A 16,694-nucleotide genomic window follows, 5' to 3' on the forward strand; every position below is an offset into this window, starting at 1 on the left:
AAATGGAAAAAAGAATAGTAGAAAAATAGATAAAATCGTTGGGTTTCATAACAATCAGAATGACCGCATAATGTATGGAGAGGTGAACGAAGCTATGTATACGAATGAAAGTATTGATCAGAAGATAGAAGAAATGATCGAAAAATTAAGAGCTACTCAACGAAAAGATGGTTCTTGGAAATACTGTTTTGAAGGCGGATTAATGACTGACGCTTTTATGATTATAACATTGCGTGCTTTGGATATAAAAAATGAAGAAAGGCTAATACAACGACTAACAGATCGTATCTATTCGTTACAAACAAGCTCAGGGGTATGGAAGGCTTATTCTGATGAGAAAAGTGGGAACCTTTCTATCACCATACAAGCATATTGTGCTCTTTTATATTCAGGTTACTTCACACAAGAACATCCTGGCTTAAAAAAAGCTGAAGCATTTATCTTAAAGAATGGTGGATTGGGTAATTCCCATTTTTTGACGAAATGGATGTTAGCTGTAAATGGACTATATCCATGGCCAACTCTATTTTATATACCGATGACCTTCCTTCTAATTCCACCTTCATTTCCCTTAAATTTTTATCAATTCAGTAACTATGCCAGAATTCATTTTATTCCAATGATGGTTGCTGCAAATAAAAAATACACGATTAAATCAAGTTATACACCAAACTTGAATCACCTGATTATTCGTTCTTCTTCTGCTAATGAAAACTGGGAACTTCCATTTGCAACACGTACCAATTCATCGTTTACAAATGAAATGAACAAACTTCTGCGACTACCTGAATATTTACACCGTTTGGGCTATCAAAAAGCAGAGAGTTATATGTTAAAAAGACTTGAAGATGATGGAACTCTTTACAGCTATGCTAGTTCAACTTTTTTCATGATTTATGCCCTACTATCTTTAGGCCATAAACAGTCTTCTCCAACGGTATTAAATGCTATAAACGGATTAAAGCATTTAATTTCAACCAATTGTGAAGGTATTCATCTTGAAAACTCAACCTCTACTGTTTGGGATACAGCCTTACTTAGCTATGCCCTTCAAGAAGCAAATGTTTCCAGCACTTCGCCAATGATTAACAAATCTGTAGAATATCTCTTATCAATGCAGCATACAAAAAAAGGTGATTGGAAAATTCATAACCCTAATATCACTCCAGGTGGATGGGGTTTTTCCCATAATAATACTATTAATCCTGACAATGATGATACCTCAGCAGCATTACGAGCCTTAACACGTCAAGCACGAAAAGAACAAAAGGTTCGCAATGCTTGGTATAAAGGAGTTACTTATCTTCTCTCTATGCAAAATGCTGATGGTGGATGGGCAGCGTTTGAAAAAAATACAGATTTTGAAATGCTCACTTATCTTCCTTTAGATAACGCAGAGGACGCCGCTATTGATCCGTCAACTCCTGACTTAACGGGTAGAGTACTAGAGTTTTTAGGAAACTATGCTGGATTAACAAAAACTCACCCAAGTGTAAAAGCGGCAATCAATTGGCTGATGGAAAATCAAGAAGATAACGGCTCTTGGTATGGAAGATGGGGAGTTTGCTATATTTATGGAACTTGGGCTGCCGTGACAGGATTACTAGCTGTTGGCATATCCCCCACATCACCTGCTATAAAAAAGGCAATCAATTGGCTGGAAAGCATACAATTAAACAGTGGAGGTTGGGGTGAATCATGTGCAAGTAGTGAGGAGAAAAGATATGTCCCCCTTTCATTTAGTACCCCTTCACAAACATCATGGGCATTAGATGCATTAATTCAGAGTAGTGCCTTTTCTAAATTATCTGTACAAAAGGGTATATCTCATTTAATAAATGACTCCTCTTTTACCGAAGAAGGAAGAACATATCCAACCGGCATTGGACTACCAGGGCAATTTTACATCACTTACCATAGCTACAATCTACTTTTTCCATTACTAACACTTGCACACTACCAAAAAAGATCATAACAGGTTTATTTAGAAAAAAGATCAACCTTTTAGGAAAAGTGCATATATTGTCTACGACTGATGTCAGGGAGGGAGAAATAATGTCAGAGCAGTACATCTTATCTATGCAAAAATGGTGTGAGGAAATTTTAGAAAGTTATCATCATTCCTATGATGAACTAAGCCGAAACCATCACAAAAATACATTAGAAAATTGGAAAAGTGAGCTTGAAACCTTTCAAGCCCAACTACACAAAGATGAATTTCTCGATAACAAGGACGTTTATGAACGTGCTGATCAGCTTTTCACACAGTTTGAAGCATATTTTGAAGCTGAAGGTAATGAACAAGAAAGCATATTACGTGCCCATAACGAAGCAGGAACGGTTCCAATTGGAGGTCATACGTTACCACCATTGCCGTACAGTTATGATGCATTAGAGCCTTATATTGACCGCGAAATTATGAGATTACATCATGACAAGCATCATCAAAGCTATGTTGATGGTTTAAATAAAGCCGAAAAAGAGATGCAAAAAGCTCGTCAAACAAATAACTTTGAATTAATTAAGCATTGGGAACGTGAAGCAGCATTTCATGGTGCCGGTCATTACCTCCACACAATCTTTTGGAATGTAATGAGTCCTAATGGCGGTGGTATGCCATCTGGAATGTTAATGAGAGAGATTAATCAAACATTTGGAAGTTTCGAAAAATTCAAAACTCACTTTTCAGAAGCAGCCAAAAATGTTGAAGCAGTTGGGTGGACAATTTTAGTTTGGGCACCACGTTCCCGTAGATTAGAAATTCTTCAAGCAGAAAAGCATCAAAACTTAAGTCAATGGGATGTTATCCCCCTACTTACATTAGATGTCTGGGAACATGCCTATTATCTTCAATATAAAAATGAACGAAAGAAATACGTTGAAAATTGGTGGAATGTAGTAAATTGGCGTGAAGTAGAAAGACGTTTTCATGAAGCACAACAACTAAAATGGAAACCATTTTAGTATAGGAAAAAGGCAGATTTTCTTATAAAGAAAAATCTGCCTTTTTTGATTCTATATTATACCTAAAGCATCTAAAAAGACAAAGATAATAACAATCGGTGATACATACTTTAATAGCAGATACCAAATTGTAAAGATCTTCTTGCTAAGAGATGACCCTTGTGAAAGTTCATCAAATAAAACTTTTTTTGATATCTTTAATGGAACAAATATTGAAATTAAAAGAGCACCAAGTGGCATAAGAATATTGCTTACTAGGAAATCAGCAGCGTCAAAAATAGACTTATCAAACAAGGTTATGTGTCCAAGTAGTCCGAAAGAAAGTGCTGATGGAATTCCTACGATAAAAATGGATATTCCTACTAACCAAGAAGCTTTTATCCTTCTAGAATCATTCCCCTTCGCGATTGGAGCCACAATTATTTCGAGCATTGAAAAAGCAGATGTTAAAGTAGCAAATAAAAACAATAATAAAAATGCGATCAAAAAGATTGTTCCAAACGGCATTTGATTAAACACTGTTGGCAATACATTAAACAATAACACTGGACCTGCATCCGGAGCTAAACCAAAAGAAAACACGGCCGGAAAAATAGCTAATCCTGCTAAAAACGCAACTAATAAGTTGAGAACGACGATCGATACGGCCGATTGTGGTAAATTTTCATTCTTAGACAAATAAGAACTGTACGTTACCATAACTGATACCCCTACACTTAGGGCAAAAAAGGATTGTCCCATTGCATATAAAATCGTCTCAGATGTTACGTTTGTAAAATCAGGTTTTAAAAAGAAAAGAATTCCTTCCATGGAGCCATCTAGTGTAATAGAACGAACAATCAAGATGACAAATAATATAAACAAAGCAGGCATCATAATTCGGCTTGCTTTTTCAATCCCATTTGAAACACCTTTTGAAACAACAAAGCTTGTAATAAGTAAAAATAATAACTGTGCAAAAACTGTTAAAAACGGATCCGAAATGCTAGTACCAAATAACTCACCATACTCCTGCTCTGTTAATCCACTAAGATTTCCTGTTACTGCTTTAAATAGATAAATTAAAATCCAGCCACCCACTACGCTATAAAAAGACAACAAGATAAAACAAGTCACTACACCAAGTCTTCCAATTAAGTGCCAAGAGGAATTCGGAGCAATTTGTTTATATGCTTGAATGGCATCTTTTTTCGTACTTCTACCTATCACAAACTCTCCTAATAGAAGTGGTAGTCCTACTAGTAAAGTAAATAAAATAAAGATTAGAAAAAATACACCGCCCCCACTAGTCCCCGCAACATAAGGAAACTTCCATATCGCTCCTAAACCAATTGCAGACCCGGCAGCCGCAAGAATAAAAGAGAGCTTCGACGACCATTGTTCTACAGAATTATTCATAACATCACCTCAAAATCCTACTGATCAAAGATTTCTTTCAAAAGAATATAAAATCAACCTTTGAAAAATATATTATATAAATACACATTTTATCATTTTACTAGGATAATTTAAATTAAATTTTAAAATAATACTATCATTATGTTAATGAGTCCTAGTATTTCACATAGGTTGAATCCAAATAATGACCTTCAAACAGGAATTAACACTCTAGGATCTCCTGTTATTTTCACTTATTTGTTTATTCTATAATTATTTCCTCAAGTAAAAGAAAAGCAACAAAAAGGCTGACACACCTAGTGCCAGCCTCCTCAAGCTTATTAAAAGACTTATCCTTCTAATAATAATGATTCTGGGTCTTCGAGCAATTCTTTCACTGTTGCTAAGAAGCTTACCGCTTCTCTTCCATCAACAATTCGGTGGTCATATGAAAGCGCAATGTACATCATTGGGCGATTTTCCATTGTATTTTCATCGATTGCAACAGGACGAAGCTGAATTTTGTGCATTCCTAAAATACCAACTTGTGGTCCGTTTAGGATAGGTGTTGACATTAATGATCCGAAAACACCGCCGTTTGTAATTGTGAAAGTTCCTCCTTGTAAATCTGAAAGGCTTAACTTATTATCACGTGCTTTCTTAGCAAGATTAAGGATTTCTCCTTCGATTCCTGCAAAGTTTAAGCGATCTGCATCACGAACAACTGGTACAACTAAGCCATCTGGAGCTGATACTGCAATTCCAATATCATAGAATTTTTTCACTAAGATTTCATTGCCTTGAATTTCTGCATTAAGCAGTGGATATTGCTTTAATGCAGCAACAACAGCTTTTGTAAAGAAGGACATGAAGCCTAAACGAACATCATGCTGTTCGAAAAACTTGTCTTTACGGCGTTTACGAACTTCCATAACCGCTGTCATATCTACTTCATTAAATGTTGTTAACATAGCCGCTGTTTGTTGAACTTCTACTAAGCGATTTGCAATTGTTTGTCTACGTCTAGACATTTTTTGTCTTTCAACCGGTTTGCCAGGTTTTTCATCCTGTACGGCTGGCGTAGTAGCTTTTGGTGCAGCTGGTTTTGATTCTTGTTTTGGTGCTTCTTGACCAGAGTGTGCTTCAACATCTTGTTTACGTACTCGGCCAAGGGGATCAACTGTTTGAACTTGTTGTAAATCTATTCCACGCTCACGAGCTAACTTACGTGCTGCTGGTGAGGCAATTGTACGTTGTTTTTTCTCATCTTCCGTTACTTCAACATTGTTTTGTTGAACTTCTTGTGGCGCTGGTGCTTCTTGTTTAGTTTCTGTTTGCTCTGGTTGTGAAGGAGAAGCTTCACCACTCTCATCAATTATCCCGATTGTTTCTCCAACTTGAACAGTATCACCTGATTCTTTGTGTAGCTCTTTTAAAACTCCAGAAAATTCAGCAGTTAATTCAACATTTACTTTATCTGTTTCAACTTCTAAAAGGTATTCACCTTTCTCAACAACATCACCTGGTTGTTTTAACCATTGTGCAATAGTTCCTTCAGTAATAGATTCTGCTAGTTCTGGTACTTTAATTTCAGCCATTGTTGGTTCCCCCTTGAGAAACTTGCTTGTTAAAAGAATCACTATTACATCTATATCAATTTAACGCGATAATATGATAACAGCAAGCCTCGCATTTTTTCAATTTAAATGATGATTAATGGTCAAATAATTATTTATTCCAAGTTAATGCTTCTGTAACAATACGTTCTTGATCCGTTTTGTGGATATTCGGATCACCTTCTGCAGGACTCTGTCTTCTTCTTCTACCTATATATTTCACCGGAATTCCTTCTGGTGCGATTTCTCTTAGTTTTGCATCAATAAATGTCCATGCTCCCATGTTTTGAGGCTCCTCTTGAACCCAAACAATTTCTTCAAGCGATGGTAAACGCTCCAAAACGGACGTAATTATTGTTTTAGGGAAAGGATATAGTTCCTCAACTCTTAGCATGTGAACCCAATCTAGGTCACCTTCGATTGTGTTTAACTTATCAGTTAGGTCTGTAGCGATCTTACCAGTGCATAAAAGAAGTCTTTTTACTTTTTCTAGAGAAGTGCCTAGTCCTGGTTGTTCAATAACTGGCTTGAACTCTCCTTCACATAATTCATTTAGATCTGATACAGTTTGTGGATTTCTAAGTAAGCTCTTTGGCGTCATAATGACAAGTGGTCTTACTTCTTCACGTTTTAGCAAGTCAGCTTGACGACGTAGTATATGGAAATATTGAGCTGCACTTGTTAAATTAGCAACTTGCCAGCTATCTTCAGCAGCTAACTGTAAGAAACGCTCCAACCTGCCGCTCGAATGCTCAGGACCTTGTCCTTCAAATCCATGTGGTAATAACATAACAAGACCAGATTTTTGACCCCATTTTGCACGACCTGCAGCAATAAACTGATCAAAGAATACTTGTGCGGCATTTGCAAAGTCTCCGTATTGTGCTTCCCATAAAACTAATGTTTCTGGGGCAAATACATTGTAACCATATTCAAAACCAATAACTGACCCTTCAGATAATGGACTATTGTGGATTGCAAATGATGCTTTGGCGTCATCTAGTCGATGTAATGGTGAATAAAACTCACCAGTATCAACATCATGTAAAACAATATGTCTCTGCGCAAATGTTCCACGCTGTGAATCCTGTCCTGTTAATCGAATAGGAGTTCCATCTGTTAAAATGGATGCAAACGCTAACGCTTCACCTAAAGCCCATTCCACTTTTCCGTCTTCTTTAAGTGCTTTTGCTCTTCTTTCTAGAATTCTCTGAAGCTTAGAAAACACATTAAAGCTTTCCGGCCATTTTACAAGCTCATCATTTAATTGAAGTAACTTATCCTTTTCAACAGCTGTTTTCAACTTAGGAAGGCCACTGTTAATGAATTCCGGTAGTTGTATTTCATGTGTTTGTGCTACCTTTTTATCAGGAACTTTTTGGTATGCCTTTTCTAAAACGGTTTGAACCTCATCACTAATCTTTTCAACATCTTCTGGCTTAACAATTCCTCCACCTTGTAGTGATTTTGCATAAAGTTCACGTACAGTTGGATGTTTACGAACTTTTTCGTAAAGTTTTGGTTGTGTCATGGACGGCTCATCCATTTCATTATGACCAAAACGTCGATAACCAATAAGGTCGATTAAGAAATCACTCTTAAACTTATTTCTGTATTCCATTGCAATGAACACTGCAGCAATACATGCCTCTGGATCATCTGCATTAACGTGTACAATAGGAATTTCATATCCTTTTGCAAGGTCACTTGCATATGTTGTTGAACGGGAATCGCGACTTTCAGTTGTAAAACCGATCATATTATTCGCAATAATATGTATAGTGCCACCCGTTTGATAACCAGTCAGCTTATTTAAGTTCAATGTTTCTGCAACAATTCCTTCACCCGGGAATGCAGCGTCCCCATGGATTAGAATAGCCATAGCATTATTTTCATTTTGTTTTGGATAACCTTTTTCTGTGCGAGTTTCTTGTGCAGCACGAGTATATCCTTCAACAATTGGATCGATAAACTCTAGATGACTTGGGTTATTAGCTAATGTTACTTTTGCACGCACTGTACTTTCATCTTTAATTTGTTTATTTGCACCAAGATGATACTTAACATCACCACTCCAGCCATAGTTGATTCCAATAGAACCTTCTGATGGAACCAGTTCTTTATTAGGTGCATGTTGAAACTCAGAAAAGATAATTTCATACGGCTTTCCAAGTACATGAGCTAAAACGCTTAAACGACCACGGTGTGCCATTCCGATATTTATTGTATCAGTTCCAGCTTGAACGGCATTTGAGATTAATTCATCAAGTACCGGAACAAGCATATCTAAACCTTCAATAGAAAAACGTTTTTGACCTACAAAGGTACGGTGAAGGAATTGTTCAAACCCTTCAACTTCTGTGAGTCTTTTTAAGATAGATATACGTTTTTCCTTTGATAAATTTTCAAAAATCGCTCCTGATTCCACCATTTTTACAAGCCATGTTTTTTCCTCATAGTTATGAACATGACTAAATTCGAAAGCAATTGATTTCTTATAAACTTCTTTTAAGTATTGATATGCTTCAAGCCCATTGGTCACATGTGCAGGAGCATCTTCACATAATAGGTTTACAGGTATATCTTTTAAATCTTCTTCAGTTAAATCATATTCTTCAAGGCGAAGAAACTCATTCTTTTCATTTCGGTCCTCAAAAGGAAAAATTGCTGCGTTTAAGTGACCATATCTACGAATATTTGTCACTAATCGAACTGCTTCAGCAACTTTTTTCATTTTATCAGTACTGATTGTTTCATTTTCAGCTGATATTGTCGTGTCTTTTGTTGTGATTGAAGGAGAACCCCAGGTATCAAATATTTCTTTTAATTCTATATCAATAGAATTTGGATCAAGTTTATATTGATCATATTGTTCCATGACATAGCCGAGGTTAGGACCATGGAAGTCTTCCCAAGGGAAATTCTTCTTGCTATTGCCTTGTGCCATCTAACATTACCCCCAACGATTCATAAGTGATCAGAAATAATTTTCCTGATACGTAGGAAGGATAAAATTATCCTACGATATTAACCACTCTTACGAGTATAGTAGTATGATATTAAAACGCTTCCAATACTATTTTAACATTGCTACCTTCACATTCCAAGATAGTTAATAGAAAAATCGAAAAAAAATGTATCTTTTTTCTTGTGGATTTCCTTAGACCGTCTAATTGTTCGGAATAATTGGAATTATCCAACAAATATATCACTATCTTTACTCCATCATACAACATATACCATGGAAAAAAGTACAATTTTTATTATTTTAATGTAAATTAATTAAATTTTTTTAGTATTAATGAAATTTATGTTTATTTTGAATGATTATTAGTGTCTTCCCTACTTTTTTAGGCTAATTTTCTTCATGTAATTTTAATAAAAACCTCTATTTTATAAATAAATTAGAGGTTTTTACTATTTTGCAAACTTTGTCACAATATGGATTTTCAGTTAGTGTTAATAACAGAGAGATACTTATTCTTCTTTCAGCATTTTTACAAATAATCTTACAGACATGTCGTTTTGGTCAACCTTTATCCTTTTATAACATTTTTAATAACAATCTCTTAAGAAGCGGATATAATTGCTCTGGGAGCTCTTCAATTTTATCGACAAACACACTATATTTCCCATAAATATTTTGTATTGTTTTTTGTGTTGCTTCATTAACTTTGCCATTTGACAAAAATACATTGATTACTTCTATACCCATTTTTCTAGCCTCTAAAACCGCTTCATGTGTATCAATGATCCCATTCCGTTCATAACCTGTTGCAGCGGGCTCACCATCTGAAAAAACAAGGAGAAATTTTTGTTTTTCATTTTTCTTCATTAGTTGTTCTGTCATATGTCTTATAGCATATCCATCACGATTATCTTCTTCTGGTGAGAGTTGCATAATTTCAGGTCCTGACTGCTGATTTAAAGAGGTCTCAAAAGAGATTACCTCATAGAAATGATTTGGCTGGCGTGTTTTTGTCGATTCGTTCGTGTCCTCCCAAAATCCAACAATTTTATGTGGGACTCTTACTGATTTTAACGTTTCATGAAATAAGATAATTCCAAGCTTTGATTGATCCATTTTATCGAACATGGATGCAGAACAATCAACTAATAGAGTAAAAACAGCATCAATATCAGGAGATTTTTCCTGTTTTTTATAAAATAGCTTCGGATTGTCATCTGTTATAATTCGGAGTAGTTTTTTGTTTAGTCTTCCAATTTGAAGATCAGACCTTGGCATTGTTCTTTTATGCTCCAATGTTTTTTGAATCATTAGCTTCAGCTTATTTTGATACACTTGAATATCCATTCGATCTTTTTGATATTGCTCAATATCTGATATTGTTGGAGTCTTAGCTTCTTGAAACACAGGTACAGCATATTTATTTTCTTTACCATACGATGCATCCCCGCTACTAGCTCGATCTTCTTTTTGATTCTCCAATGCTTTCATTTTGGAGTAATCATTTCTTTTTGCTTTTTTCGAAGTTCCTTGAACCATCGCTAGAGCCTGGTCACCGTCTTCTCCCTCACGTACAGCACCGTCTCCATTTATCGTCGTATTTGTTCCTTGTTCTAAATCGAATTGAAGAAAACTTTTTGTAGGCTTGCTTGTTTCACTATGCCATGTTGGTAATTTGTCACCATGTACATCTTCATCACCTTGCTTAGCATTCTCTAACGCATCTTTGTTTTTTAATTTAGATTTTCTTTTTAATTCATCATATAGGCTGCTAGACAGAATGGTATTGTAAGGTAGTTCCGCTAAGTAAAAATAGGTATTTAGCATATCTTTTTCCAATATTTCCTCTAAAACATCAACAATTTCTAAGACAATATCAATAACCTGCTTAGTAGAGGCTACTTCAAACACTTGAAAAAGCTTTGACTCAATATAAGGAATCGATCTGTCAATACTCTCAGATAAAGATGGGATTGACTCGATTGTGGATTGTGCTGTTAGTGTTAAATAGATACTATTAAAAAGCGCATCCGTTAACATACTTCGCTCTTGATGAATAATTAACTGACTTTGGAAATGTTTACGATAAAGCTCTCTTCGAATATTAAACGCTTTTTTCGTACCGCGTCTTTCTCTTCTGCATTTTTCCTCTAATCGAAGGTCCTCCAAAAGCATGCATAATTGCTTTGCAAAGCTCTTTAGCTTTAATTTTTGAGTCTTTTCAATAAAAACACCTAATTCTTTAAAATCTGTATAATAATAATTACCAATGCTTCTAAGATAAATATCGCTTTTTAACGCTAGTTCTGTTTCTTCCTTCTCACGGTGATCCCAGAAATGACTAACATATACTTTTTTTTCAAATGGATCTAGATATGACTGAACGCTGTAATCAACCTCAATGTCTGGATTTTTCGTTAAGCCCTTCGCTAAATCTGATAAAGCCATAAATAAAAAAGAATCTACCTGTTGATCATTAAATTTTATAAATCTCAATTTTATCCCCTCACTCGAATAACGTTTCTGCTAGATTTCGAATGGCGGATTTTTCTCTTTCATCTTCGAGCTTATTAACAATCCCTCTTTCTACAGCACGGTTTGGTGGCATATAGCAAGCTAAATCACATGTATCAATAAGTGCACGAATCGATGCCGCCTCTTCTGAAACCTGCCCATTTTTTACGAGAGTTAGTAGATCTGAAGAAAGACTAGTAAACGTTTCTAATAAACGTTGATCAGACAGCTGTGATTGATTCTCTAAAACTATTTTTAGCTCTTTCCCTTGGATATATGGTACTTCAATAACAACAAAGCGATTTTTGAGTGCTTCATTTAAGGGAACTGTTCCCACATATCCCTCATTAATAGCCGCAATAACACCGAAATCTTCATCTGCACGGATCACTTCACCCGTAAATGGATTTGTAATCATTCTCCGGTAATCTAGCACACCATTTAATATCGGTAATGTTTCTGGCTTTGCCATATTTATTTCGTCTATATATAATAAATGGCCTTTTTTCATTGCCTTTACAACAGGACCTGAAACGAATTCAATGGATGTTTCACCATTTCGATTTTCAATTGTTTTGAAGCCTAAAAGAGCTTCAGCATCCATATCAACAGAACAGTTCACACTATGCATAGGTTGATTAAACAAAGATGATAATGTTTCTGCCAACTTTGTTTTCCCAGAACCAGTTGGACCCTTTAATAAGACATTTTTACCAAGAGCAAGAGCGATCATTGCATCTAGTAGAATCGATTCATCTGATGGAGTATAACCACTTTTTCCAATTAATAAAGCGTCTTCTTCATCTTTTGGTTTTAATGATCTGTTTTGAATTCTCTCTTTAATTTCTACCGGTAGTGGATAAGCTTGTAAATTATTCATTGTACGCCTTCTTTCATCTATATAAAGTTAAGTTGATACGGTTTTATATCAACCATGAGTATACTAAAAAGTATATTGAGATTCAAAGAAAAGAAATAATTAAAAGTCTTAACTCTTTTAATTAAAAACGAAAAGCTACCCTTTTAAAGAATGTAGGTAGCTTTTTCTTAGTTATATGCTTTTGTTGGTATTTAGTGATCCGCAGATAATTCTATCCCCTGCATTTCCGGATGGATCTGTTACATAATCATCTGGTTTTTCATGAATAATAAAGGAACTTCCATCTTTATCCAAAAGAGAGAACTGTTCTCCTTTTTTTAATGTTACAGAAGATGCAAGAAGCTCAATATCAATCTTCCCATCTGCACCAACTTCAATATTTGGTAGATCTCCCTCATGTTGTCCTTTAGGATTATCAAAGCCATGTTCATGATTTGAGAAGCTAAGGTGATTGCCAGCAGATGCGAAAGTTGGTTTTTCACAGATTCCTATTGAATGGATATGAAAAGCATGCTTGCCTGGTGGTAGATTTTGTCCAATTAACCGAATGGTTACACCTTCTGCTGTTTCGTTTAGAATGATATTTCCTACATTTTTTCCTTTTTGATTGATTAATTCTACTTTTTGCTGATTTAATTCAGGCTCAGAGGCTGTAATTGACTCCTTTTTAGTATGAGTGTTGTTATTAGTATTTCTTTCTGTTACTAAGACAATAAAAATGGATAAAGTCATAAGTGATATAAAAACGATAGATAATCCTTTCAACGTAAGCCCCTCCTAGATAATTGTGCTTATTAATCATTGTTGCCAGGTTCTAAAGAAATAAACGCTGAAGGTTTTCCTAAGTTAATAGAGCCAAAAAAAAAAAGAACCAGTTCGGTTCTTTTTTCATTAAAATCGCTTAGCTCCTAAGTAACGTTGTTTCCAATAAGAGTTATTTAAGCTGGATATACTTACACCTGAACTACTAGCGTGGATAAATTGATTATCCCCTAAATATATTCCCATATGTGATGGACCTTCTTTATATGTAGTAAAGAAAACAAAATCACCTCTAGAAGGTTCATTTATTGCTTTCATCATATCCCAATACCCTGCAGTGCTAAGGCGAGAAACGGAAGTAACCTTATTTAATACATAATAAATAAAACCGCTACAATCAAAACCACTAGGAGTATTACCTGCCCAACGATATGGTACTCCTAAAAGTGACTTTGCCTCTGTTAACATTGTTTCAACCTTATTGTTTTGATTTTGAGGTGCTGTTTTTTCAGTGCTATTGTCAATAGTAGCATCTCCAGACACCTTCAAAACTTGTCCAACAATAATCACATCTGACTTAATATTATTTAATACTTTTAGCTCGGCAATCGTTATGTTAAATTTATTGGCGATTTTCCATAAAGAATCACCAGAAGAAACAGTATATGTAGATGTATTTGGATTTGATATAACTTGCTGTTTTGTTGGTTCACTCTTTTTTTCTTCTTCTTGTTTGGTTTGATTAGTTTGTGTTGTTTCCTGTTTTATGAGTAGCTTTTGCCCAACATAAATAACATCACTATTCAAATTATTTGCTTTCTTCAATTCTGAAACTGTTGTATTATATGATCTGGCAATTACCCATAAGGAATCACCGCCCTTAACTATGTATGTTACATTACTAACAGTTTTTGAAACTGATTTGACTGGTTCTGGGGTAGTAGTTTCATTAGAAGATTTTGTCCCGGGAACCTGAAGTGTTTGTCCTATCCTAAGAACATCAGTTGTTAGCCCATTAGCTTTTTTTAGTTGATCCACTGTCGTATTATATTGGCGGGATAATCCCCATAGAGTGTCGTTACTCTTTACATTAATGCTTTCGGCTTCTGCCATAGTTACAAATAATGAGGAGCTAACTACAGCTGTTGCTGTTAACCCTAATATCTTATACTTCATCTTTAAAGGTACCTCCTAGGTCTTATAAATTGATAGATTAACAACAATAAATGACCAAATATTTCATTGAATAGTAGATTTACAGTAAAACAGGAAAAAAGAAACAAAACTTTTATTTTTATCATACAAAACATTACACGTATAGACAATCATTTCTTTTAAGAAGAAGAAGCTTAATTTATAGTTAGTAAATTATACAAATAAAAAAGGCCGTATTGATTCCCGGCCTACGACCTATTATTAAACTACTTTTTTATGATTATCTAGTAATCTCTTATTTGCCCCAATTTTAAAATACTGCACACCAAAAGTGAATACTGCCACTAATGAAATCAAACCAAATACAATTACCATATATTTTAGACCAATTGTATCAAGAAATAATCCAGTACCTAATAAAACTACTTGAAACATAATGCGATCAAACATGTTTCGAAACGAAAAGAAACGCCCGTGATATTCTTTATCAATTTTTGTTTGAAAGATAGTCGCTGCAATCGGGAAAAAGCAACCAACTGCAAAGCCAAAAATCCCAAAAGAAATAAGCGACATTATTTTCACATCACTAAAGAATAATGAAAGGTGAGCCAAAGATATAACAAAGGAGAAAATAAACATTAATGTAATTGGCTCTACAAGATGTGTTATTCGTTTGACAAAGAAAGCACCGATCATAAATGAAACACCTTCTGCAGTATAAAGAAGACCTTTAATCGCAGCATCTCCTTGTGTTTCACTTATATTAATTACCATTAAGTTAAAGCCGCCAAGAAACAAGACAGGAACAAATGTCAACACAAGTGCCATCATAGCAACCGGTGTACGTTTCAAAACTGGTATTATCTCAGTAAAACTCCCTGATTTAGTACCCTTTACTTTATTTGATTCGGGTTCTTCGAATGATAATAAGTATGTTGTAGCTAATATCACAATATAAGCAATCATTGATCCTATATAAAGAAAACTAATATCCATAACAACTAATAAAATTCCACCAAGAGCTGTCCCTGCGACACGTGAGATTGTTGATACATTCATATGAACCCCATTCATTTGAATGTAATCATTCTCTTCTACTATTAAAGGTATGACAGACTGTAACGCTGGAAAATAAAAGGCTGCGCTAATTTGAATGCTGATCATAAAACAAATCATTAAGATAATCGATTCGAACTCTAATGCTAAAAACATGAATAATACACTTAAAGTTCTTCCAAATCCTGCATAAATTAGAACTTTCTTTTTTGAGTAACTGTCAATCACTCTACCAGCAAGTGGTCCAACCATAACCCCTGCAAGTAATCCTATAAACAAAATCATTGATTTCATAAAATCTGAAGGAACATATTTCTGCATAAATTCTAAATTTCCGATAATTCCCAGCCATAAACCAAGACCAGCAACAAGTTCTCCAACCAACAAAATCCAAACATTTTTATTCTTCCACATCTTCTCAGCTTCTTCCAATAAAATTCACCTAATAATTAAACTATAACACCGATATTTTTATTTCGCTATACGAAATAAATACTTTATTGGAGATTCGAATCAGGAGTACTAATTGGATATAATGTTCCCTCAAGAGCAAATGACATTTTCCCTGTTTCTTCAGAAACAATTAATATTAAAGCATCTGTTATTTCAGATAACCCAATAGCTGCGCGATGCCTTGTCCCAACCTTTTCTTGGCCAAAGTCTTGTGAAGATAGGGGCAACACATTTGCAGCTGAGATCATATAGTCTCCTTTAATCAAAACAGCACCATCATGAAGGGGATTACCAGGATAAAAGATGCTTTCAATTAGTCTGTTTGATAAGGTTGCATTTAATTGTATTCCCTCTTGAATTAGATGATCTACATTTTGATGTCGCTCTACAACAATTAGTGCACCATGTCGTCGTTCAGATAGATTTTGAATTGCCTTAGCAATTTCTATGTACTGACTCGTAAATTCCGCAATATATGCCTTTAAATAGAAAAAAGACGCTGTTGATTGTATTTCATTAAATCGATCCCTTATTTGGGCGAGTTCACATAATAAACAATACTCCTTTTCTCCTATAGATAATTGCATTTTCTCGGCTTCTTCAATAATTTGTTCAAGTTGAAAAGAAATATGATTTTTAATAGAAGAAAACGTGTTGTTTTCATTTTGCATATGTAATCAAGCCTCCTTTTCTTTAGTCTTTTCATTGATAAAAAACTTATGTTGACTAAGTTCATGTGTATTTTTTCCAATTGAAAAACCATACTAATAATAGGAGGCGTTTACATGATTACTCATAAAATTTTACAGTATACATTTAGCATTCTTGGTGTTATTTCATTAGGATTTTTTTATTATCAGATGTTTAAAGGTGAATCAAGAAAATCTGATAATCAACCAAAGTAACATACCACGAATTTTTCATGATATAATTCTCAAGGTATTAAGTA

Annotated in this window: 11 protein-coding genes; 2 read left to right on the plus strand and 9 right to left on the minus strand. The window is 34.7% G+C overall.

What is annotated here, in order from left to right:
- Window positions 1–94: 94 nt before the first annotated feature.
- Together D9842_RS10270 and D9842_RS10275 are read left to right on the plus strand one after the other, a co-directional pair.
- Window positions 95–1,975 carry a terpene cyclase/mutase family protein gene (locus D9842_RS10270; protein ID WP_121662446.1) on the plus strand — a complete coding sequence of 627 codons (1,881 nt, stop codon included), beginning with the start codon at window positions 95–97 and terminating at the stop codon, window positions 1,973–1,975.
- A gap of 80 nt (window positions 1,976–2,055) precedes the next feature.
- Window positions 2,056–2,964 carry a superoxide dismutase gene (locus tag D9842_RS10275; protein ID WP_121662447.1) on the plus strand — a complete coding sequence of 303 codons (909 nt, stop codon included), beginning with the start codon at window positions 2,056–2,058 and terminating at the stop codon, window positions 2,962–2,964.
- A gap of 51 nt (window positions 2,965–3,015) precedes the next feature.
- Here the strand turns inward: D9842_RS10275 and D9842_RS10280 are convergent, their stop codons facing one another.
- The 9 genes from D9842_RS10280 to cdaS form a co-directional block, all read right to left on the minus strand.
- Window positions 3,016–4,362: a sodium-dependent transporter gene (locus D9842_RS10280; RefSeq protein ID WP_121662448.1), complete on the minus strand. Its 1,347-nt coding sequence runs from the start codon at window positions 4,360–4,362 to the stop codon at window positions 3,016–3,018.
- 329 nt (window positions 4,363–4,691) lie between these two features.
- The gene (gene odhB / locus D9842_RS10285) at window positions 4,692–5,939 is read right to left on the minus strand and encodes a 2-oxoglutarate dehydrogenase complex dihydrolipoyllysine-residue succinyltransferase (RefSeq protein ID WP_121662449.1); all 1,248 of its coding nucleotides are present in this window, start codon (window positions 5,937–5,939) and stop codon (window positions 4,692–4,694) included.
- A gap of 130 nt (window positions 5,940–6,069) precedes the next feature.
- The gene (gene sucA / locus D9842_RS10290) at window positions 6,070–8,904 is read right to left on the minus strand and encodes a 2-oxoglutarate dehydrogenase E1 component (protein ID WP_121662450.1); all 2,835 of its coding nucleotides are present in this window, start codon (window positions 8,902–8,904) and stop codon (window positions 6,070–6,072) included.
- 597 nt (window positions 8,905–9,501) lie between these two features.
- A complete protein-coding gene (locus D9842_RS10295) occupies window positions 9,502–11,421 on the minus strand; it encodes a vWA domain-containing protein (RefSeq protein ID WP_121662451.1) in 1,920 nt (639 codons plus the stop codon).
- Between the two features lie 10 nt (window positions 11,422–11,431).
- The gene (locus D9842_RS10300; protein WP_121662452.1) at window positions 11,432–12,319 is read right to left on the minus strand and encodes an AAA family ATPase; all 888 of its coding nucleotides are present in this window, start codon (window positions 12,317–12,319) and stop codon (window positions 11,432–11,434) included.
- Window positions 12,320–12,490: 171 nt separating this feature from the next.
- Window positions 12,491–13,084, minus strand: coding sequence for a superoxide dismutase family protein (locus D9842_RS10305; RefSeq protein ID WP_257536028.1), 594 nt, complete (start codon window positions 13,082–13,084; stop codon window positions 12,491–12,493).
- Window positions 13,085–13,210: 126 nt separating this feature from the next.
- Window positions 13,211–14,257 carry a C40 family peptidase gene (locus D9842_RS10310; protein ID WP_121662453.1) on the minus strand — a complete coding sequence of 349 codons (1,047 nt, stop codon included), beginning with the start codon at window positions 14,255–14,257 and terminating at the stop codon, window positions 13,211–13,213.
- Between the two features lie 240 nt (window positions 14,258–14,497).
- Window positions 14,498–15,706 carry an MFS transporter gene (locus D9842_RS10315; RefSeq protein WP_121665028.1) on the minus strand — a complete coding sequence of 403 codons (1,209 nt, stop codon included), beginning with the start codon at window positions 15,704–15,706 and terminating at the stop codon, window positions 14,498–14,500.
- A gap of 83 nt (window positions 15,707–15,789) precedes the next feature.
- Window positions 15,790–16,416, minus strand: coding sequence for a sporulation-specific diadenylate cyclase CdaS (gene cdaS / locus D9842_RS10320; protein WP_121662454.1), 627 nt, complete (start codon window positions 16,414–16,416; stop codon window positions 15,790–15,792).
- Window positions 16,417–16,694: the final 278 nt, after the last annotated feature.

Source organism: Metabacillus litoralis (assembly GCF_003667825.1).
In the GTDB taxonomy this organism is placed as follows: Bacteria; Bacillota; Bacilli; order Bacillales; family Bacillaceae; genus Metabacillus; species Metabacillus litoralis_B.